This window comes from Variovorax sp. OV084, assembly GCF_900111625.1.
In the GTDB taxonomy this organism is placed as follows: Bacteria; Pseudomonadota; Gammaproteobacteria; order Burkholderiales; family Burkholderiaceae_C; genus Variovorax.
The window spans coordinates 34877-53992 of sequence record NZ_FOII01000030.1; the positions used below are offsets into that span (position 1 = coordinate 34877).

20 protein-coding genes and 1 pseudogene are annotated in these 19116 nt (G+C 63.5%); 6 read left to right on the forward strand and 15 right to left on the reverse strand.

Annotation, left to right across the window (positions count from 1 at the left end; translation table 11 throughout):
• Positions 1–19 precede the first annotated feature (19 nt).
• The 4 genes from BMW87_RS32890 to BMW87_RS32905 all read right to left on the reverse strand — a co-directional run bounded on the left by BMW87_RS32890 (position 20) and on the right by BMW87_RS32905 (position 4326).
• Positions 20–586 carry a PadR family transcriptional regulator gene (locus BMW87_RS32890; RefSeq protein WP_093059065.1) on the reverse strand — a complete coding sequence of 189 codons (567 nt, stop codon included), beginning with the start codon at positions 584–586 and terminating at the stop codon, positions 20–22.
• 163 nt (positions 587–749) lie between these two features.
• A complete protein-coding gene (locus tag BMW87_RS32895) occupies positions 750–2585 on the reverse strand; it encodes a sensor histidine kinase (protein ID WP_093082410.1) in 1836 nt (611 codons plus the stop codon).
• Positions 2582–3769: a PrsW family intramembrane metalloprotease gene (locus BMW87_RS32900; RefSeq protein ID WP_093082413.1), complete on the reverse strand. Its 1188-nt coding sequence runs from the start codon at positions 3767–3769 to the stop codon at positions 2582–2584. Before BMW87_RS32900 ends, BMW87_RS32895 begins: the two co-directional genes overlap by 4 nt.
• Positions 3766–4326, reverse strand: a complete 561-nt coding sequence (locus tag BMW87_RS32905; RefSeq protein ID WP_093082416.1) for a hypothetical protein — start codon at positions 4324–4326, stop codon at positions 3766–3768. The genes BMW87_RS32900 and BMW87_RS32905 overlap by 4 nt, the downstream gene beginning before the upstream one ends.
• Before the next feature lie 96 nt (positions 4327–4422).
• Between BMW87_RS32905 and BMW87_RS32910 the strand changes: the two genes are divergently transcribed.
• A complete protein-coding gene (locus BMW87_RS32910; RefSeq protein WP_093082420.1) occupies positions 4423–5340 on the forward strand; it encodes a DUF3883 domain-containing protein in 918 nt (305 codons plus the stop codon).
• 20 nt (positions 5341–5360) lie between these two features.
• Here the strand turns inward: BMW87_RS32910 and BMW87_RS32915 are convergent.
• From BMW87_RS32915 to BMW87_RS34905, 4 genes and pseudogenes are all read right to left on the reverse strand, one after another.
• A pseudogene (locus BMW87_RS32915) lies at positions 5361–5798 on the reverse strand (DKNYY domain-containing protein); the annotation flags it as partial.
• Between the two features lie 30 nt (positions 5799–5828).
• The gene (locus BMW87_RS35410; RefSeq protein ID WP_093082425.1) at positions 5829–6026 is read right to left on the reverse strand and encodes a hypothetical protein; all 198 of its coding nucleotides are present in this window, start codon (positions 6024–6026) and stop codon (positions 5829–5831) included.
• Between the two features lie 16 nt (positions 6027–6042).
• Positions 6043–7200 (reverse strand): DUF1963 domain-containing protein, encoded by a 1158-nt coding sequence (locus BMW87_RS32925; RefSeq protein ID WP_093082427.1) that lies wholly within the window; start codon positions 7198–7200, stop codon positions 6043–6045.
• A 139-nt stretch (positions 7201–7339) separates the two neighbouring features.
• Entirely contained in the window at positions 7340–7651 is a 312-nt protein-coding gene (locus tag BMW87_RS34905) for a hypothetical protein (protein WP_143047771.1), read from the reverse strand.
• A gap of 291 nt (positions 7652–7942) precedes the next feature.
• Between BMW87_RS34905 and BMW87_RS32930 the strand changes: the two genes are divergently transcribed.
• Together BMW87_RS32930 and BMW87_RS32935 are read left to right on the forward strand one after the other, a co-directional pair.
• Positions 7943–9280, forward strand: a complete 1338-nt coding sequence (locus BMW87_RS32930) for a glycosyltransferase family 2 protein (protein WP_093082430.1) — start codon at positions 7943–7945, stop codon at positions 9278–9280.
• On the forward strand, positions 9277–10233 hold the full coding sequence (locus tag BMW87_RS32935; protein ID WP_093082433.1) for a porin family protein: 957 nt from the start codon (positions 9277–9279) through the stop codon (positions 10231–10233). Before BMW87_RS32930 ends, BMW87_RS32935 begins: the two co-directional genes overlap by 4 nt.
• 39 nt (positions 10234–10272) lie before the next feature.
• On the opposite strand, the gene BMW87_RS32940 is transcribed toward BMW87_RS32935, so the two are convergent.
• The 5 genes from BMW87_RS32940 to BMW87_RS32960 form a co-directional block, all read right to left on the reverse strand.
• Entirely contained in the window at positions 10273–11397 is a 1125-nt protein-coding gene (locus BMW87_RS32940; RefSeq protein ID WP_093059079.1) for a 3-deoxy-7-phosphoheptulonate synthase, read from the reverse strand.
• A 58-nt stretch (positions 11398–11455) separates the two neighbouring features.
• Positions 11456–11869, reverse strand: coding sequence for an SgcJ/EcaC family oxidoreductase (locus tag BMW87_RS32945; RefSeq protein WP_256217012.1), 414 nt, complete (start codon positions 11867–11869; stop codon positions 11456–11458).
• Positions 11870–12147: 278 nt separating this feature from the next.
• Positions 12148–12483 carry a membrane protein insertion efficiency factor YidD gene (gene yidD / locus BMW87_RS35765; protein WP_093082435.1) on the reverse strand — a complete coding sequence of 112 codons (336 nt, stop codon included), beginning with the start codon at positions 12481–12483 and terminating at the stop codon, positions 12148–12150.
• 351 nt (positions 12484–12834) lie between these two features.
• Positions 12835–13035 (reverse strand): hypothetical protein, encoded by a 201-nt coding sequence (locus BMW87_RS32955; protein ID WP_093082438.1) that lies wholly within the window; start codon positions 13033–13035, stop codon positions 12835–12837.
• A gap of 51 nt (positions 13036–13086) precedes the next feature.
• Positions 13087–13359, reverse strand: a complete 273-nt coding sequence (locus BMW87_RS32960) for a DUF4242 domain-containing protein (RefSeq protein WP_093059083.1) — start codon at positions 13357–13359, stop codon at positions 13087–13089.
• A gap of 131 nt (positions 13360–13490) precedes the next feature.
• Here BMW87_RS32960 and BMW87_RS32965 point away from each other — a divergent pair, with 131 nt between their 5' ends.
• Positions 13491–14441: an AraC family transcriptional regulator gene (locus tag BMW87_RS32965; protein ID WP_093082440.1), complete on the forward strand. Its 951-nt coding sequence runs from the start codon at positions 13491–13493 to the stop codon at positions 14439–14441.
• A gap of 263 nt (positions 14442–14704) precedes the next feature.
• On the opposite strand, the gene BMW87_RS32975 is transcribed toward BMW87_RS32965, so the two are convergent.
• Positions 14705–16087, reverse strand: a complete 1383-nt coding sequence (locus tag BMW87_RS32975; RefSeq protein WP_093082445.1) for a serine hydrolase domain-containing protein — start codon at positions 16085–16087, stop codon at positions 14705–14707.
• Positions 16088–16254: 167 nt separating this feature from the next.
• Between BMW87_RS32975 and BMW87_RS32980 the strand changes: the two genes are divergently transcribed.
• Positions 16255–17013 (forward strand): alpha/beta fold hydrolase, encoded by a 759-nt coding sequence (locus tag BMW87_RS32980; RefSeq protein WP_093082458.1) that lies wholly within the window; start codon positions 16255–16257, stop codon positions 17011–17013.
• A gap of 20 nt (positions 17014–17033) precedes the next feature.
• Here the strand turns inward: BMW87_RS32980 and BMW87_RS32985 are convergent, their stop codons facing one another.
• On the reverse strand, positions 17034–18071 hold the full coding sequence (locus tag BMW87_RS32985) for an RNA methyltransferase (RefSeq protein ID WP_093082447.1): 1038 nt from the start codon (positions 18069–18071) through the stop codon (positions 17034–17036).
• A gap of 504 nt (positions 18072–18575) precedes the next feature.
• On the opposite strand from BMW87_RS32985, the gene BMW87_RS32990 reads away from it, so the two are divergent.
• Complete coding sequence (locus tag BMW87_RS32990; RefSeq protein ID WP_093082450.1) at positions 18576–18851, forward strand: hypothetical protein; 276 nt, start codon at positions 18576–18578, stop codon at positions 18849–18851.
• The last annotated feature ends 265 nt before the right edge of the window (positions 18852–19116 follow it).

A 19116-nucleotide genomic window follows, 5' to 3' on the forward strand; every position in this document is an offset into this window, starting at 1 on the left:
GGGCGGGTTGAGATGGGGTTCAGATCTTTTCGATCTGCTGCGCGGCGCTGTCGAGCACCGCGGCGAAGTCGTGGGCCTGCTGCTCGGTCAGCACGCCCGACAGGCGCATGCGCATTGCGAGCTTGAGGTTCTCGATGGCGCGCGTGACCTGCGGCGGGCGTCCGCCGCGCGGGCCGGCGCCGTCGACGCCGCCGCTCATGCGGGACATCATGGCGTCGGCCATCTCGCGATTGGCCGTGAGGAATTCCTGGCCGCTGGCCGTGATGCTGTAGCGCTTGCGGCCGCTGCCGTCGGCGGTTTCCACGCTGAGGTAGCCCATTTCCTCGAGCAGCGTGAGGGTTGGGTAGACCACGCCGGGGCTCGGCGCATAGCTGCCGCCGAGGCGGTCTTCGATGGCCTTGATCAGTTCGTAGCCGTGGGCCGGCTTGTCGGCGATGAGCTGCAGCAGCACGAAGCGCAGGCCGCCATGGCCGAACACGCGTCCGCCGCCGCGGCCGCCACGGTGTCCGCGACCGCCGGAAAGGCCGTCTTCATGTTCGCCGCGGGCGGTGTGGCAGTGGTGATGGTTGAGATGGAAATGTCTCATGGTGGGCATCCTTTGTGATGTGTATCGGAATTATTTTAGATATATCTAAAATAAAGTCAAATCGATACGCACCGGGATACCCGGCATGGGTGCCACGGGCCTTGTCGAGCGCGACGCAGCGCTCGATTTCTCCCTGAATTTCTCCCTGAAGCCCTTCTCTTTTTTATTTGCCGACTGCTGTCGCCGCCGGCACGGGCAGTCGCAGGCGCAGGCATGTATCTCCGGGCTGAGAGCGCACCGTGAGTGCGCCACCCAGCGCGGCGGCGCGCGTGTGCATGTTCGTCAGTCCCTTGCCCGCGAACTTGGCTTCTGCATCGAAGCCGCGGCCGTTGTCGCGCAACTCGATCTCGATGATTTCGCCGGTGCTGGCGGGCACCAGTCTCGCGCCGAGGCTGGCCCGCGTCGCCTGCGCGTGCGCCATCAGGTTGGCGAACGCCTCGAACAGCAGCATCTGCGTCTGATGAGACTCGCGCGCGCTCCAGCCCGTCATCAGCGGCAGGGGGCCCACGTCCCAGTGCAGTTCGATGCCGGCAGCCTGCAGGCGCGGCCCCAGGCGGTAGCGCACGCTGCCCAGGGCCGAGGCAACGTCGCCCTCGCAGCCATGCATGGCGTCCACCGTGAGCTTGAGCTGGTCCACCGCGTCGCGCAGGTGCAGCGCCACATCGCCGAGGGCCGTTCCTGGTTGCTGGGTCATCTGCAGCAGCCCGACCAGCTGCCCACCGAGACCATCGTGCAGGTCCTGCGTCAGGCGCTGGCGTTCTTCCAGCGCGCCGCGCGCTTTTTCTCCTTCCCGCTCGCGCGCGAAGGAAGCTTCCAGGGCAGCGTTGCGCTCTGCGAGTTCCGCTTCCAGCGAGGCGTTCATTGTCGCCATCGCCCGGGCGTCCTTGCGCATGCGCTCGGCGATGACCCATGCCAGCGTGATGGCGAAGCCAACCCAGGCGAAGCGGATCCACGGCACCATCGCGTAGGCCTCCGGCGATGTGCGCATCACCCAGACGTCGCGCGCGCCGCATAGCACCACCAGCACCACGGCCACGCCCAGCACGCGGTGTTCCAGCACGGCACTGCGCAGCGCTACGCGCACCACGACGACCATCATTGCCAGCGCGGCCAGCAGGCCCAGCGACCGCCACAGCGGCATCAGCCACAGCAAAGGCACCATGATGCCCAGCACGGCCGCAACCGGTGCCAGCCAGGCCATCAGGCCCAGCAGGCGTGCCAGGCGGGTGTTGTCGCGTCCCACCACGGCCAGGGCGAAGCGGCACAGCAGCGGCACCGCCGCCTGGAACGCAGCCAGCGGCAGCACACCCCACCAGGGCCAGGGCAGAGGCACATGCGTGAACAGCACGCGCGCCGTCTGCACGGACCACAACAACTCTCCCAGGCCGTAGTAGAGGTAGATCGGTTCGCGCTGTCGCAGCCACACCAGCAGCGACAGCGCTCCCAGCACGCCACTCACGATGGCAATGAAGCGTCCGCCGCTGACATGCCAGAACAGGGCGTCTTCGTATAACGGAAGAACCTCGGCCTTGCTGCCGACCACCACCGGCGACAGCCCTCCCTGCCTCGCAGCCTGTGCCGCGATGACGACTTCAACGCGATGCGGCGACGTCGAGCCCGAGGCCGGCAGCACGAAGTACTGCGGCGCAACGGAGGCATCGTCGTAGGGGCCCGGCGGGAAGGCGCCGAATCGGGCCAGTTCCTGGCCGTTCACCAGCACACGAAAACTGTTGCCCAGGCGCGGCACGAACAGCGCCAGCGGCGCGGCAGGGTCGGCCACCGGTATGTCGAACGCGAAACGTGCCTCGCCGTCGACTGCACCTTGCCGCTGATCCCAGTCATAAGGCAGTGCGACGGTCTGCGGCTGCGGTGCCTGGGCTGGAGCCTGACCGCGCAAGGCCAGCGTGAGCTGCGCCTGCTCGATGAGCGTGACTGCCCGCGAAGGAGCGCTCCATCCGGCTCCCAGCACCGCGAGCACCAGCAACAGCAGCGCCCTCATGCTTTCGCCCCGATGAGCGGATCCAGCTCCGCGCGCAGCCGCCTGATGGCCACTTCATGCCGCAGCGTTTGCGCTCCGCGCCCGTAGGTGCCGGCCTTGCGGATCAGCCGTAGTTGCTCGCGCTGCAGCTGCGTCTTCAGGCGCCTTGCTTTCCAGCCGAAGGTCCACCCCATCTCCCTGCGGACCTTGTAGCGCTGCATGGGCGCGCCCAGGCGAACCCATTCGTCGTCACGGATCAACTCGCGCTCCGGCACGAACCAGGCTGCGAGGGCATGCAGGTATGTGCCGTTCTCGCGAACGGCAACCCGCCAGAAGAGCCCTGCCGCGATGACAACGGGAATGCCCTTGACGATCAGCAGTACGGCCATCTCGCCGTATCCACCATCGAAGAGGTCTTCCAGAAACGGCGCGTTCCACACGAAGTGCATGGCCCACGCAAGGCCGAAGCACAGCAGCGCGCAGGCAATCCGCATCACCATCGGCCGCTCCGGGTGGAGCAGGAACCATGCAACGCCGAAGGACGCGATCGTCGTGTAGGCCGCGTGGCTCCACAGCCCGCTCAGCAGCCCGCGCGTCAGCAGGTTCAGAAGTACCGGATACACCTGGTTTTCGAGCGGAAAGTGCATGGACGAATTGACGGTGTAGCTCAGGTTCTCGATCACCTGAAAACCCAGCCCCGTCATCGCACCGACGATCAGCACCGAGAGATAAGTCTGAAACTGGTTGCGCGCGACCAGCACCAGCAGGATGACGCCGGCAAGCTTCAGGAATTCTTCCGTGATCGGCCCCGCAATCGCCGCCCCCCAGACCGCGACGAACTCCGGCGACACCAGCTTCGCGCACAGGCTCTGAATCGCGATGTTGGCCGGCGCGGCGAAGTAGACAGCGCCCATGCCGCCCCACGCAAAGGCCAGCACATAAGCCTCTGGCGGATGCTGCTCGAGCAAGTCCAGCGTGCGAAACGCCTGGAAGAAAGCCAGGGAGTAGAGCCCCCACACCAGCAGCCCCAGAAACGCGGTAACGGGCACCACGCGGAACCCCATCGAGAACATGCTGACCGTGTAGAACAGGCCGTTGACGATCAGCGCCGTCAGCACCCAGAACGCGGCGCGCTGCGGCTGGAAGAATGAATCGGTGCCAACCGGCCAGCCTGCGTCGCCCTGCTCGAAGGCGGGCGAACTCATTGCGGCGCCTCCAGGTCCATCGAGTCCAGCATGCGCCGCGCTTCCGTCAGCGCATCGTCCATGCCGTCGTTGGAGCCGTAGAAGTCGATCTGCACCAGCGACTTGCGCCGCAGGTCGACCACCTGCCAGAACCGGCCGGCCAGCTTTGAGCCGTAGTAAGCGAAAGTCTTGCCCTGCAGGCCCCAGGAGGTGACGAAGTCGGACACGTCGCCCTCGATGCTCAGGCGCTGGCCGCGCTCCATCAGCCGCTGCTGCCGTATCAGGGGGCCGTCGGGTCCGCCCACCCACCGGCCCGTGGTCACCAGGAACTTGTGGCCGCCCTTGAACAGCATCAGCGACTTGCCTGCCTTCGAGCGCGACACATCCATCTCCCATCCGTCGGCGGGAATGAACCGGGCCTGGCCGACATCTATCGTCTCCCCCACGGGCAACGGTCTGCTGCCCGAGGTATGGCGGTCCCAGAATGTCAGGCCGCCCACGTAGACGGCAATGGCGAGAAGCACCGCGAGCGCGCCCGGCCAGGTGCGATACGGTATTCGGCGTGAGGGCTCGTTCATCCTTTGATCCTGCCATACGATCGCGGCTGTCCCGGTGGGCGCGGCAAGCGATGCGGCATACTCCCACCCCCCTCAAACTCACCAGAATTCCACTGAATGGACAAGGAAGTCGAACCCCACGTACTCGCCGTCATCGACGAAATGCGGCTCAAAGGACCACGGCTCACGCCGGTCGAGATCGTCGCCAAGATGGGTGTGTTCGACGCGCGGGACAAGCCATTCGACCACGCTTGGCTGGCGACCGGCGACAACGTCATCGCCACCATCTGGGGCGAGTTCGTGAGTGTCGGTTCGGGCGGGCGCTGGTTCTGCATCGAGTCGCTCGATACGCAGCATCGCGTTGGCGGCGGCCCGCGCAACGCGCAGCAGGTGCAGCGTGCCAAGGACCGGCTTGCATTGCTCAAGCGCACCTTCGATGCAGGCCAGGGCTTCCGCGCCGTGCTGCAGACCAACCGCATCGCCATCGCCGAGCTGGAGAGCAACAAGGACGCCAAGGTTTCCACCCGCGTGCGTGACGACGACGAATGGCACGTCGCCACCTGGGAGCCCGAGAAAAAGCTTGCGGTGCTGGTGCGTGGCCCGCGCGGCTGGGTTCCGACCGAGGCCGACCTGCAAGCCGCGAAGGCGCGCGGCAGCGTGCCGAAGGTGGCCGAGCCCGCGGCAGCGGTCGCAACCGGCCAGGCTTCGCCCGAGGAAGTGCACGCAGCCGCCATCGAGTACGTGACGAAGCACTTCACCGGCTACGGCTACAAGGCCGAGAGCGTGATCGCCCAGAACATCGGCTTCGACCTCGAAGTCTCGAACGCCAAGGGGCAGACGCTCCTGCGCGTCGTGGTGAAGGGCACGGCGCCCGGGGTGCCCAGCTTCAAGCTCAGCAGCGAAGAGAGCGCGTGTTCGGTGCGCGAGCCGCTGTGGCGGCTGCTGGTGGTGACGGATGCGGGCAGCGGGGTAGCGCAGCACAAGATCTACAAGCCGACCGAGATCAGCTCGGCGCCGGGTTACGACCCGTCGTAAACAGCGAGCAAGACGGCCTCCTAGGGCGACGGGCCTTTGTTGCCCGCCGCTTCGCCCGCAAGCTGGTGCCACCACCAGCGGCCGGGCACATGCGGCTCGCCAGGGCCGGGAGCGGTGAAGGTGGCCGCATCCGCGCCTTCGAGCACCTTTTTCTCGTCAAGAAACCACACAGTCGTGCCGTCGGTCGCATAGCCGTGGCCCAGGTCGCGGAAGTTTTCCGGCCTGGCACTCTTCAGGCGGGTTCCGTAGAAATAGACAGCTTCACGATCACGAGCGATGTGGCTGATGTCATGCAGCTCATCGCGCGTACCGTCGCGGTAGTTGAGCCGTATCTCCGGCACGATCTCGAAGGCCTCCGGGCTCTTCGTGCGGATCGCCTTGGCGGTGATGTAGCAGGCGCGCTCCCGGTCGTGCGCGTAACGAAGGTTCAGGGCCTTGAAAGTCGCGTGATCCGCGTCTTCGACACGGTGCCGTCGCCTATTCGGAGATCAGATCGCTCGGTCACGGCATTTCCAAAACATGACTGCGTCATTTGCCGCTTGCTGATCCGAGCTTGGGCCGTAGCTGGTGCCCATCAGTTGCATGTTTTCCGACACGGGCTTTGCGGGTGCCGGCGGGGACAGCCCAAGCATGGCGAGAGGCATTGCCATGAGTCTCAAGAACAGGCGTTTCTTGCTGTCAGCCATCCTGCCTCCGTGGTGCTCAGGTCGACTGGTAGGTATCGCGCACACGATCGAACCGGCGTTGCGCGAGGTCTTCGTCGCGGATCATGAGGAAATGGTTGCCGTCGCCACTGGCTACGGAATCCGATCGGCGGGCGCCGGCATGGTATTCACCGCCGTACGAAAACAGGTGCCGCCATGGCGTCTGGCCGGGCACTGCGATGTGCCCGCCCGCCGGGTCCACGTCATCTTCGGCGTGGCCCTGGATGTCGTCGGGCCAGCCGCCTAGCCGATCGCCGAAGTTGCCGCCGTGCGCGGTGTCGCCTGGAGGCAGGTGGGGCGACAGCTGCAGCGGGTCTGCCCCCTGGAACCAGGCCCAGATCGCCTTGCTGCTGTGCTGCGGCAGGGCCGTCTTCCAGTGATGCGGCACGCTGAGGCCGGAATGCGGCAGCAGCCGGTCGGCCATCGGCAGACGGGACCAGGCTTCTTCGGGGCTTGCAGGATGGCCGTAGGAAGACCAGCGGTCGTTCCAGCGCTGGAGCTCGACGGGCCATTCGCGGCGCCGCAGCGCGGCCGGCCGTGCGTCGTGCCAGTACACGTGGTGAAGCGGCGTCTTGACATCGTCGTCGCGCATCGCGTCCATGAAGATGAAGAGCACGCCGCTGCGCGGCAGCTTCGGATCGAAGCCGGGGAGCGCGGACAGTTGGCCCAGGTCGAGCTGCGCGATGAAGGCTAGTGGAAATTCGGTCTGCAGTGCGGCCATGCGAGCCTGCAGCCACGCGATGCGGCTCGCATCGACCTTCGGGTCGCGCCGCTTGGTGCCTCGCAGTGCGTCGCGCATGAGCGCCAGGTCTTTCTCGGTGGCGCCGCTGGCGCGCATCGTTTGCAGCAGCCCTTCGACATCGCTTGCGGACATCGACGGCTTGGGGTGCCGGATGTCCTCGATCTGCTTGCGAAGCTGCGCCAGATGCCGCTCGGGCGCGGCCAGCGCGGGGCGCATGGGCCACGGCGCATCGGGTGGAAGGTCGGGGTTGCCGGCCATCTTGCTGGTGCCGACGGGCAGCGTGTCGTCCTTCTCCTGGCGGCGAACGAACATCACCACGGGCCGCACCGAGGCCCCGATGCGCCGGGCGTAGTCGCTCAGCCCGGCCTTGCGCAGCGATTCGCGCAGGGCCTGGGTATCAGCAAACACGGGCATGCATCAGGACTGCTCGGGCATGCTGGGCCACTTGCTGTACGCAAGCCGCCAGAGCACAGTGCTCCATCGAAAAACTACCCATCTTCATTCGCTCCTTGCGCGCTGGATCGCCAGTGCTGGCAGGAAGGCACCGCCAGTCTCAAAGACCGTTGGCCTCGCCACCGGGAAGATCGAAGGAGTCGGGTCCCGGGAATCTCTTGTCGGGCTTGGGAACTGCGCGCCTGTGAATGGATGCGAAACTTGCGCAGCAGGCCGCCCCGATCACAGGAATCAACCACACCAGAGCCAACTGAAGTCGTCGTTGCAGTGGCGAATAAAAGTCGCTGCGCAACACGACGACCGTTGCGGTCAGGTTGCCTGCGAGCACTGCGATGGCCATGAAGGCGAGTACGAAGTAGACATGTCTGGGCAACGTGGCCTCCCCAAGAGCTTTTGAGGGGAATGTAGCCATGGGCGAATGCAGGCGTCAACCGCTCGCATTGGTCTGATGCATCACCATGCAACGAGCGGTTGTCGAAGCGGTGCGATCCGATGAGCCCCCAGCGCTGCGACGCGTTTGCGTGCGATCGATTGACATCGCGCAAGGTCTCCGCAGCCTACCTCAGATACAAATAGAAGCCTTCATCGGAGCCGGGCGGGCATGGTTTCTTGACTAATGGTTGTTGGAGTGCATCAAAAGGTGTAAACAGACTGTTCGGAGCGTTTCATCAGTGTTACGTTTCCCGAAACTATCGAGGGTGATATGAACGAAGATGGCCAAAAAGCGCCGCGATCAAGGATTTATCTACCGGTATCGGGGAAATTCCTTATTGCATTGATTGGCGCAATTGCCTGGATGGGGTTTTCAATATGGGCCGCCGAACTCTGGCTGGCCGATTTGAAATACCACGTCGGCGCCGCGCTGGCCATTTTTCTGGTCTATGGCATTGCCATTATTCCGGGCTTCATGAATGCATTCATGGCCATAAGCCTGCTTTTGGACAAGAGGCCGTCGCATCCTTCTTTGTCCGCTTATCCTGCGATATCCATGCTGGTCGCCGCGTACAACGAGGAAGCCTCCATCGAGGAAACTCTTATCAGCATCGACCGGCAAAATTACCCTGGCCCGCTGCAGGTCATCGTGATCAATGACGGCTCCACCGACGGCACTTCTCTTGTTGTCCAGCGCGTCCAGAATCGATATCCATGGCTTACCTTCGTCGATCTGAAAAAGAACGGAGGCAAGGCCCGCGCCCTCAACATCGGGTTCAAGGAAGTTCTGCACAATCTGGTCGTCACAGTTGATGCCGATTCTTTCCTGTATCGAGGCGCGCTGGCCAGTATTGTCGAGCGCTATCTGGCTGACCCGCCCAATACGAGGGCCGTCGCGGGAAAAATCCTGGTTCGAAACTCGCGGCAGAACTGGATTACCCGTTGCCAGGAGTGGGACTATTTCCACGGCATTGCTGCAATCAAGCGGGTGCAATCGCTGTTCCAGGGCACCTTGGTTGCGCAAGGTGCATTTTCTGTCTACGACCGGGCCGCGCTGGTGGAGGTTGGCGGGTGGCCTGAGTGCGTGGGAGAAGACATCGTGCTCACGTGGGCCCTGCTGAAAGCCGGCTATAGGGTTGGCCACTGCGAGGACGCGTGCCTGTTCACCAATGTGCCCAGCACCCTCAAGCAACTGGTCAAGCAACGCCAGCGATGGGCGCGCGGCATGACGGAAGCCTTTATCAAGCACCCGGGAATTCTCCTGAAGCCCCGCTTGTCGACATTCTTCATTTACTGGAACCTGCTCTTTCCGTGGCTGGACCTGGCGTTCACCATCGGATTCATACCAGGGCTGGCAATGGCCCTTTTCGGCTACTACTGGATTGTGGGTCCGATGACTCTCGCGCTGATACCGGCTGCATTTGCATTGAGCCTCCTGATGTTCTTGATCGAGCGCCGGACGTTCAAGAAAACGGGGCTGGTCGTGCGCAAGAATGTTCAGGGTTTCTTTTTCTACGTATTGCTATATAGCCTGTTGCTGCAGCCGGCCAGTGTTCTCGGATATCTGGATGAACTGTTCAGAAGGCCTAAATCCTGGGGGACAAAATGATCGACGCGCTGAAATATTTTGCCGCCGTTGCTTCGGGATTTGTTTTTCTGGCTTCCTCCTGCGAAGGGGCGGAGGAAAAAATCCCGGAGAAAACAACCGACATGGCTTTCGGCTCAGAGTTCTATTTGACCAACGACAGCGATAACTTTCAATCGCGGCGAGTGTCGGTCGAGTTTTTTCCTGCTTTTGAAAATGCCGATCGCTTCCTCGGATTTCGGCTTGGCGATTATCAATACCGGCAAAATAACTGGCAAAGAGCCGGAAAGAAAATCTCATTTCTGGCCCGCTCGATCGAAACCAGAACCGGCGATGGAGGGGCAATGGAGGCTGGCCTGTTCGAGCAGGGAGGGCACACGCTGCTGACGCTCGACGGCAGCTACCGCATGTCGCCGACAAAGAGCACGGCAGTGGAGTTTCTTGTGACGCGTGACTGGGTGGAAACCCCGAAATCCCTGGACCGCGGGATCGATTTTTCATTTGTCGGGGTTGCCGTGGATCAAGGGCTTGGAAGCCATGTGACCCTGGTGGGGCTGCTGGGACAGCAGTTTTTTTCCGACAGCAATCGACGCGACCACGCCCGCCTGCGGCTGATTTATCAACCGTCGCTCGATCTGGGGCTGACCTTGCAAGCGCGCTATCGAACGTACCGGAGCAGTCATGAGGACGTGGACAGGGCCTATTTCAATCCGAAGAACTACAGCGAGTCGATGCTGGCGGTCGGCTGGCGGCATCGTTTCCAGGGATGGACTGCCGCTCTGACGGCAGGGCTTGGCAACGAGACGATCAATCACGACTTGAATCAGCCAACAAGACTGCTGGACCTGAGTCTGCAAAGCCCAGTCAGAGGATCGCAGGTCTTTCGCTTTGGCGCCGGCTACAGCCGCAGCACCACCTTCTCGGGCCCCAGCTACACGTATCGGTATCTGCGCGGCGAGTGGGTGATACTTTTCTGAGGTCAAGGCGCCCGCAGGCAAGCGGACACCCCCGCAGCCTCACGCCTTCGACAGGCGCCTCCGAGCCTTCACCGCCGAAGCCAGCCCCTCGAGCACCGGTACCGTCTGGGCAAAGCCGATGCAGGCATCGGTGATCGACACGCCGTGCTTCAGCGCAACGCCAGGCTTCAGGTCCTGCCGTCCTTCCTCGAGATGGCTCTCGATCATGATGCCCGTGATGCGCCGCTCGCCGGCCGCGATTTGCGCCGCCACGTCTTCAGCGACCACGATCTGCCGCTGATGCTGCTTGCTGCTGTTGCCGTGCGAGACGTCGATCATGACCTGCGGCCGCAGGCCGTTCGCCAGCAATGCTTCGCAGCTGGACGCGACATCCGCGGCCGAATAGTTGGGAGCCTTGCCGCCGCGCAGGATCACGTGGCAGTCGTCGTTGCCGCGCGTCTCGAAGATCGCGGCCATGCCCATCTTGGTCATGCCCATGAAGGCGTGCGGCGCGCGCGCCGCAAGAATGGCGTCGGCCGCGACCTTCACGCTGCCGTCCGTGCCGTTCTTGAAGCCGACCGGGCAGCTCAGGCCTGACGCCAGTTGCCGATGGCTCTGGCTCTCGGTGGTGCGCGCTCCAATGGCACCCCAGGCGATCAGGTCGGCAATGAACTGCGGGCTCAACAGGTCGAGAAACTCGGTGCCGGTCGGCAGGCCCAGGGTCGTCAGTTCGAGCAGCAGGCGCCGCGCGCGCTCCAGCCCTTCGTTGATTGCGAAACTGCCGTCCAGGTGCGGGTCGTTGATGTAGCCCTTCCAGCCCACGGTAGTGCGCGGCTTTTCGAAATAGGCACGCATCACGATCAGCAGGTCGTCCTGCAGTGAGTCAGCGACCTTCTTCAAACGCTGTGCGTATTCGATGGCCTGGTCGTGGTCATGAATGGAGCATGGGCCGACCACCACCACCAGCCGGTCGTCGCGATCGTGCAGCACGTCGGCGATGGCCTTGCGGCTGCCTTCGACCAGCGCCAGCGTGTTGTCGCGCACGGGCACGCGCTCCTGCAGCAGGGCAGGGGTGATGAGCGGACGAACTGCGCCGATGCGCACGTCGTCGATCCGGGTGGTGTCGAGCGTGCTGTCGCGGGAGCCGATTTCGGCGTCGTGGAGGGGGTCGTCGAGGCGGGGCATGGTGTGGCTGTGAAGTCGAATTGAGCTTCTTCGATTGTCTGCTCGATCAGGAACCCCGCTAGTCCCTCAACACGGCTGCTCCCGTGCGGGGATTCGTCAAGGTGACGTTCTCGAGCGCCTTGATTCGCCACTCGCCAGCCTGCCGCGTCAGCACGGCAAGGATCAGCGTGTCGACAGCGTGCGGGCCCGCCGGGTGAGCCGCACCGGCCGTGAGGCGGCTCCAGAAGTGAATGATTGCCGCGCCGTCGCTGATGGCGACCACGTCGATCAGCTCGTTCTCGAGCGTGGAATCGCTGTAGATGGTTGCGTGAATGGGCGCATGCAGCTTGACAATTTCCTCGACGCCGCGCACGTAGTGCCCGAACCGATTCACGAATGTCGCATCCTCATGGAACAGCGCTCCGAGGGACTCCATGTCGTGGTTGTTCCAGGCGGTTTGAAACGCCTGGGGCGCGTCTTCGGGTTGTCTCATTTGAATCATGTGAATTCTCACAAGTGTCTATGCGGGGCACCCGGCGTTTGCCTTGGGCGTCTACTGCCAGGCGGCCAGGGCAAATTCTGCCCACCGCGGGGTTGCCGCTCATGCGCGCCCGGATACCGATTGCGTGAGACAGGGCTTCGTTGCGTGCGAAGCTCGCCACGAATAGCAGGTGGTCAGATCGGAGATGAGCTCTGCATCGAGGAGGCCAGAATCGAAGTGCACTTAACGTCGAACACATTGCACCTATCTGGTTCTGGCTGCAAGTTCGTCTAGCCAGGCCAGCACGCGCAGCATGCCCAGCACCCCGACATTTTCTTCGCACCCCAACGGGACCAAAGTGGGCAGGCTTCCGCGGGTGCTTCCGGCGGCGTAGCGGCCGCGTGAACTTGAGAGGTCGAGAGGATCTGCGCCGAGGCAGCACATGCGCTGAAGCGCCGCAGGATGACCAGAACGCCGCCCCTCATCCCGAGACGGGCAATGGCCCGCTTTGCGAACTGCGAACACGAAGCTCCGCCCGTCAGCACCCGATGAGCGCAACTGAAGCCCTTGTATGGCGATATGAACCGTTGGTATCCGTCAATCGCAGCCAGGGCAATGCGTTTCATGGTGGCTCGTTGAGGTTGTGCGCCAGGTGTCTGGTCGTGTTCGTCGGAGACTCACAGAAATTCCGTTACTGAACCGGAGGTCCGATGGTTCTTGTGCTGCCCCGATAGTCATCCACCCCCAAACTTCTGTCGCGAAGGTGATGGGAAAGGGGCCTTCAGCCATTGCAGTGAACGGCTCTTTCCCCTTGTGCCTGACAACGATCTCTCCATTGCGCCATGCATTGAAACCATGGAGAAACATGAAGGCTCCGGTGAAGAGAGCACCTGCGACGCAAAGGAACAGCTTGAGAAATCGCACAAACATACTTCTTCTGGCCGGCAAGATGAATGTTGGGTATTGGCCGATTGGCACTACCAGAACAGGCTCAAGAATTTGATCGTCTTTTCGAAGAGGGCATCCGAAAGCACGGCGCTCACGGCAATACACGCGCAGCCGGCCAGCCCAAGTGTCCAGAGGCCGGCCGGCTCGCCCCAATGCCACATCAAGCCACCGACGATGGCCAGGACTGCGCCAAACGAAAAGAAGAAAATTCGACCTTGCCGGGTAGTCATTCGTGGCGGAATTCTGCTTGTTCCGCTTGATCTCCACCAGAGGCTTCAACTTTACTCGGCTGTGGCCGGGTCGATGACGCTGTACACCCGGTCCACCCGATTGGCCGGAAAGCCGCCGAGCTCGGCATGCCGGCGCACGAGGTCCTCGTCGGTCGCCTGGTAGACGCAATAGATCCGATCGCCCGTCACGTAGCTGTGGATCCATTGGATGTCGGTGCCCATGCTGCTTAGGACGCCGCAGGACTTTTGCGAGATGGCCTTCAGGTCGGATGGCGTGAGTTTGCCGGCGCCGGGGATGTCTCTTTCGATTACGAACTTGGGCATATTAATACTCCTGTTTGTAGAATCGGCCAAAAGCGACCAGGCCCCATGGTGCCGAACCGATAGGCCCGTGGTTTGACCGCCCCTCCGGAGTTATTGACCGAAACCCCGGCCTTGCTGCTCGAGAGGTGACTATGGACGTGCTGTCGGACGTGCTGCGGACCATCCGGCTGGAGGGCGCCCTGTTCCTGAACGGAGACATGCGCGCGCCCTGGTGCTTCAACGTCCCCAAGAGCGCGGACTTGGCCCAGGTGCTCAAGCCCGGCGCTCCACGCCTTGCCATCTGCCATCTGGTGCTGCAGGGGCAGTGCTGGGCGCAACTCCAGGGGGCAGAGCCGATTCGCGTGAACGCCGGCGAAGTCATCGCCGTGCCGCACGGCGATCCGCATGTCCTGGGGAGCCACCTGCGCCACGCAGCCGTGGACGTCGAACATGTCGTGCGCCCGCAGGTGCCCGCGGTACAACGCATTCGCTACGGCGGCGATGGCGATCGCACGGTGCTCGTGTGCAGTTGGCTCACGTACGAAGGCGATGCGCCCAACCCCGTCATGTCCAACCTTCCGGGCCTCTTCATCACGGCGCTGCGCAGCAGGCCGGCGGGGCCGTGGATCGAGCAATCCGTCAGTTTTGTGCTGGGCGACGCAGCCGCGCGAGCGCCCGGCTCGGAGTTGCTGGTCGCCAAGGTGGCCGAGTTGCTGTTTGCGGAAGTGGTGCGGGGCTATATCGAGTCCATGCCCGCCAACAACCCCGGCTGGCTGGCCGGCCTGCGCGACCCCCACGTGGGCCGCTGCCTGGCGCTGATGCACGGCGAGCCCGCACGCGCGTGGACGGTGGAGGCACTTGCGCAGGAATCCCACATCTCGCGCAGCGTGCTGGCGGACCGTTTCACAGAGCTGGTGGGCGCGCCGCCCATGCACTACCTGGCGCACTGGCGCATGATCCTGGCCGCAGGCATGTTGCGCAGAGATCAGGTCAACCTTGCGCGCATCGCCGAGGGCGTCGGCTACGAGTCGGAAGCGGCCTTCAACCGTGCCTTCAAGCGAGAGTACGGCGTGTCACCAGGGGTTTGGCGGCACAACGGTTAGCCCGCCGTATCGCCGCCTGCTTTTGCAGTTGTTGATCGTCCGTCGCCTTGATCTTTGATGTCGTCGAGGTCTCGATCCAATCTTTGGAAACGATTTGGCGGTCATTCCAGCGACCGCCCGCAAGGCCACCCATCGTCTCGCGCGCCTGGAGCACCGCAGCCATTGGGCGGGTCGGCGAACGCTGGTAACCCAACGAGCGAAGCAAGTGCCGTTCCGCCGAGAAATGAAGCAACCTGGCGCCGTCTCATATCCCATCCTTTGCTTCAGCGACCGAACTTGCTCACCACTGCCGCCCAAAGACGAGCAGGCTCGTCGCTCTGATCGATCGAGCTATCGACACCGGTCTGCACCATGATCAGCTTGGCAGTCGGGTCGATGAAGATGCGGTGGCCGTACCCGCCAAGAAGAACAAACTGGCGCCCCGAACCGGGAAGCAGCCACATCAAGTAGCCATAGCCAAGGGCTTGAGGGCCAGATACTCCGGGGGAAAGGTAGCGATCCGACGGGCGCGTTGTCGTTGCCTCGATCATCCATTGGGCCGGAATGATCTGTCTGCCTTCCCACTTTCCGTCATGCGCGAGCAGCCGTCCCAGACGTGCATAGTCCCGCAGAGCCGCGCCGAAGAACGTCCAGGCGACTTCGCTGCCTTGCGCGTTCACGAGCCAGGCGCCGTCGGCCTCGGTGCCTATCTGAGACCAGACTTTCTCGTGCAGGTAGTCAGACAGGGTGCGACCGGTCGCACGCTCCACGACGAGGCCGAGCACCGCGGGCTCCATGCTGGAGTAGTGGAATTCAGTCCCGGCCGGGGCAATGCGCTGGGTGAAGGCAGAGATCGTGGCGATGGTGCTGCGCTGTGCTCCTCCACGGCCGAGCAGCCTGTCGATCCAGGAGCGGTGGCCGAGAACCATCCCACCCCACAATCGATCAAGATCCTGGTCGCCGTTGGCCTGTTCGCCGAACTTCACGCCAGAGGACATGTGCAGGAGGTCACGCAGAGCAGTCTTGCCGTACTCCGTGCCCTGGAGTTCCGGAACATAGCCCTGCACCGCGTCGTCTGCCGACCTGATCGACCCATCCGCGACAGCAAGGCCAACCAGCAGGCCAGTGATGCTCTTTGCCATCGAACCCGAGAACAGGCGATCGCGGTCCGACCGGCCGTACTGATAGCGCTCCTGCAGGATCGTTTGGTCCTTGGCGATCAGCAGACCGGTGACCGGGTGCCGCGCCAGATAGTCCTCGATGGTTTGGTCGGCACCCTTGCAGCGATAGCGAACATCGGTGACCGCATAGGCAAAGCACCATGGGGCTGCTGCGCGAGCAACCCGGCGAGTGCGGTACTGGTCATCGAAGTGACTGAAGGCACCGACGCGGTACTTCATGTCCAGAGGTTCGCCTGGCTGACCACGCAACAAGGGATCAGCGACGGGGAAACCTTCTTTGATACCGAATGCTTCCGCACGAGGCCCCGTCGGCGAGAAGGTGGGGCCGTTGTCTCTGGCAGGCTCGTCACAGAGCGAACGGGCACTGCTTGTCGTCGGCCGCAGTGCCGAGCACGCGGCTAAACCAAGCAGTACCGCGCGGCGCGATGGACCGTATTGCGTCATGAAAGCACTGCTTTGCGCGATGGTGTGGGCATCCAGCTTCAATGGCAGAGGCGGCGATCCAGCGCTTTGCGGCAGCTGGCAATGGTCCGCACTTTCTACCTGAACGTCTGCCCAAGGGCAATTCGCCCGACTCGCTCAAATTCGAGGTCTGCGCTGAGGGGCACCCCGAGTATTCTTGCGCCGTCAAAAGCACAGCGGAGACAGCGCACATGTACACAGAACAAGGCGGCGAAGGCCCAGATCTCCTCCTCATGCTGCACGGCATGGGCGCAACAGGCGCCGTGTGGTCGCCCATGTGCGCAGAGGCCAGTGCCCGCGGGCCCGGCCGCTGGCTCGCTCTTGACCTGCCCGGCCACGGCCAATCTGATAGGCAAGACTCCTACGCCATCGGCCAATACGCAGCAAGCGTCGGACGCGCATTGCTGCCGCACATCCACCCAGAGGGTCGCCTCGTCGTTCTCGGGCACTCGCTCGGCGGAGTGATAGGCCTCGCCCTGGCAACGGGCTGGTTCGGCGTTACACCGCACCGCGTCTTCGCAGCCGGCATCAAGATCGCGTGGAGCGACGAAGAGCTCCGCCGCATGGAGACGCTGGCATCCCAGCCTGCCAAGAGCTTCCCCACGGAAGCAGAAGCATGGGACAGATACCTGAAGGTCTCCGGCCTCGCGGGAATCGCCACCACAGCATCACCCGTCGTCGCACGCGGCATCGCACACAACGACAACAACGACGGCTGGCGCCTCGCAATGGACCCCAGAGCCAACGCCGTAGGCAAGCCACCGCTGTCCGAACTGATAACCCTCGCGCGCTGCCCCATCCATCTGGCCCGCGGAGGCAACGACGCGCTGGTAACGCTGGAGCAGACCCGTTCCCTCGACCCCAACGCCCGCGACCTCGGCCCGCATGGCCACAACGTGATGGTCGAGGCTCCCGGGCAGGTCTGGGATTGGGTGGCCTCCCTCACTTGAGATGAGGGCGCAGGCCGCCTTCAACGAGAGTCTTCAGCCCTTCGATGAAGCGTTACCCGCACTTCGGCTGCACGCGCCCTCAGCTGACCGCAGCCACCGTCGACATCCTGCCCGGCTGAATTGCGCAGCTTCGTCAGAATGCCCCGCTGGTGCAGCGTGCGCGCAATCTCTTCGCAGCGCTCCCATGACGGGCGGCTGAACGCCACGCCATCCACCGCGTTGAACGGAATCATGTTCAGCACGCCGTACTTGCCGGAGAGCAGCTTCACGATGCCGTCGATTTCATCCTGCCCGTCGTTCACGCCTTCCAGCAGCGTCCACTGGTACTGAATGGGGTAGCCGGTGGCTCGCGCATAGCGTTCGCCTGCATCGACCACTTCCTCGGGCGTCAGGTTTGGCGCGCGCGGAAGCAGCTTCTTGCGCAACTCGGCCTTGGTCGTGTGCAGCGAAAGCGCCAGCGCAGGCCTTACGCGTTGCTGCAGCAGCCTCTCGAACGCGCGGGGGTCGCCCACGGTGGAGAACACGATGTTCTTGTGGCCGATGTTGCCCACCGTGCCGAGCAGGTCGATGGCCTCCATCACGTTGTCCAGGTTGTGGGCCGGTTCGCCCATGCCCATGAACACCACTTTGCGCACCGGACGGCGCATGCGCGCGAGGGCGACCTGGGCAATGATCTCGGCGCTTCCTACCTGGCGCAGCAAGCCGTCGCGGCCCGTCATGCAGAACTGGCACCCCACGGCACACCCGACCTGCGAAGACACGCACAGGCCATCGCGAGGCAGCAACACGCTCTCCACCGTCTGGCCGTCCGCGAGGGCCACGAGCAGCCGCTCCGAACCATCCGCGCCGGGGTGCACCGCGTGAATGCGCGCCAGCCCCGCAAGCTCGGCCTCGATGGCGGGCAGGGCCTCCAGCAGCGACGACGGAAAGAAGGTGCCCGGCAGGCGCCTGCCGCTGTTGCGGGGCAGCGCATGCGACCACAGCCGCAAGATGCGCTGCTCGTGGCTGGGGCCCGCGCCGGCTTCGCGGAGTCGTTGTTTCAGTTCGTGGATTCGCATGCACTGCCGCCTGGGGCAAATGGACTCTTGCGCACGTCAGCGGCCCAGCCGTGCTGGCGCCTGAATGTGCAGAGTGATGGTCGACATGCCGCAGATTGTGCCCGGCACGAAAAGCACGCTGCCTTTGCGCCGTGCCGAGCCGCTTTGGCGAGCGACAGCCGCCCGACTGTCATTGCTTTGTGTCTCGCCGCTGCGCCCCGGTAGATATCTCTTCGATTCGAGAAATCCTCGACGAAATCTTTTCCCTTGCGCGGCTTCGCTTCTCTACAGTGAATGCCCCATCGACAAGTCGCCCCTCCCTGTGGGCGACGAACATCCACCGCAAAAGGAACACCCCAAGACGACCGATTGAATGAGTGAATGAACCGCCTTGCCTCACGGCGGGTTGCCGATGCCCTGGTGCATTGGTGCGAACGTGAGGCACAAATGGCGACGGCCAGGGTGCGTGAACACCCTGGCCGTCTGACCACATGACGTGCCAATCTTCTACAAGGAGCACACCAAATGGCTGAGCGAATTATGGCCGGGCGTTCTACGCCCCAATCTTCCCGTCGCCGCACACGCGGCTCGTCGAAACCCGCCACGCGGACAAGCGACGAAGCAAGGGCACTCCTCGAAATCAAACTGGCGCAGCTGAACTCGCTGCTGTGGTGTTGCTATGGCGACGGCAATGGGTGGTTCGAGGAAGCAGGAGAGATGCACCGGGACCGCATGCTCTGGATCGCCGCGGATCTGGCGCGGGAGGCGGAGATGTTGTTGCAGGAGAGTGGGCTGGGGTAGAGGGCGTGGGGATGGGCCGCTGCTGTGTTTTTGGCGAGTGGTTGCCTATCCTGCACGCCTCAGTGTGATCGGAGCGCCAGTGACGACTTGGTAACTAGAGTGCCAGCGTCTGCCCCCGATTGCGCAGCATCAAGTACCGCGCTTGCTGAGTGCGAGGCTGCCTTGCAGTGTGAATCGCCCCGGCTTTCATGGAGGCCGGTTGGTTTAAGTCATGCCGCCATCGTGGCGGTTTGACTGGCGAGTTGCCGGTAATAGTTTGCCTCAG

Bases quoted from the DNA above. Each gene is read 5' to 3' on its own strand.
- BMW87_RS32910 (WP_093082420.1), top strand. From the start codon at position 4,423: ATGGACAAGGAAGTCGAACCCCACGTACTCGCCGTCATCGACGAAATG.
- BMW87_RS32940 (WP_093059079.1), bottom strand. From the start codon at position 11,397: ATGCCCCGCCTCGACGACCCCCTCCACGACGCCGAAATCGGCTCCCGC.
- BMW87_RS32905 (WP_093082416.1), bottom strand. From the start codon at position 4,326: ATGAACGAGCCCTCACGCCGAATACCGTATCGCACCTGGCCGGGCGCG.
- BMW87_RS35410 (WP_093082425.1), bottom strand. From the start codon at position 6,026: ATGGCTGACAGCAAGAAACGCCTGTTCTTGAGACTCATGGCAATGCCT.
- BMW87_RS32965 (WP_093082440.1), top strand. From the start codon at position 13,491: ATGGACGTGCTGTCGGACGTGCTGCGGACCATCCGGCTGGAGGGCGCC.
- BMW87_RS32930 (WP_093082430.1), top strand. From the start codon at position 7,943: ATGAACGAAGATGGCCAAAAAGCGCCGCGATCAAGGATTTATCTACCG.
- BMW87_RS34905 (WP_143047771.1), bottom strand. From the start codon at position 7,651: ATGGCTACATTCCCCTCAAAAGCTCTTGGGGAGGCCACGTTGCCCAGA.
- BMW87_RS32890 (WP_093059065.1), bottom strand. From the start codon at position 586: ATGAGACATTTCCATCTCAACCATCACCACTGCCACACCGCCCGCGGC.
- BMW87_RS32945 (WP_256217012.1), bottom strand. From the start codon at position 11,869: ATGAGACAACCCGAAGACGCGCCCCAGGCGTTTCAAACCGCCTGGAAC.
- BMW87_RS32955 (WP_093082438.1), bottom strand. From the start codon at position 13,035: ATGACTACCCGGCAAGGTCGAATTTTCTTCTTTTCGTTTGGCGCAGTC.
- BMW87_RS32960 (WP_093059083.1), bottom strand. From the start codon at position 13,359: ATGCCCAAGTTCGTAATCGAAAGAGACATCCCCGGCGCCGGCAAACTC.
- BMW87_RS32925 (WP_093082427.1), bottom strand. From the start codon at position 7,200: ATGCCCGTGTTTGCTGATACCCAGGCCCTGCGCGAATCGCTGCGCAAG.
- BMW87_RS32895 (WP_093082410.1), bottom strand. From the start codon at position 2,585: ATGAGGGCGCTGCTGTTGCTGGTGCTCGCGGTGCTGGGAGCCGGATGG.
- yidD (WP_093082435.1), bottom strand. From the start codon at position 12,483: ATGAAACGCATTGCCCTGGCTGCGATTGACGGATACCAACGGTTCATA.
- BMW87_RS32935 (WP_093082433.1), top strand. From the start codon at position 9,277: ATGATCGACGCGCTGAAATATTTTGCCGCCGTTGCTTCGGGATTTGTT.
- BMW87_RS32990 (WP_093082450.1), top strand. From the start codon at position 18,576: ATGGCTGAGCGAATTATGGCCGGGCGTTCTACGCCCCAATCTTCCCGT.
- BMW87_RS32980 (WP_093082458.1), top strand. From the start codon at position 16,255: ATGTACACAGAACAAGGCGGCGAAGGCCCAGATCTCCTCCTCATGCTG.
- BMW87_RS32900 (WP_093082413.1), bottom strand. From the start codon at position 3,769: ATGAGTTCGCCCGCCTTCGAGCAGGGCGACGCAGGCTGGCCGGTTGGC.
- BMW87_RS32985 (WP_093082447.1), bottom strand. From the start codon at position 18,071: ATGCGAATCCACGAACTGAAACAACGACTCCGCGAAGCCGGCGCGGGC.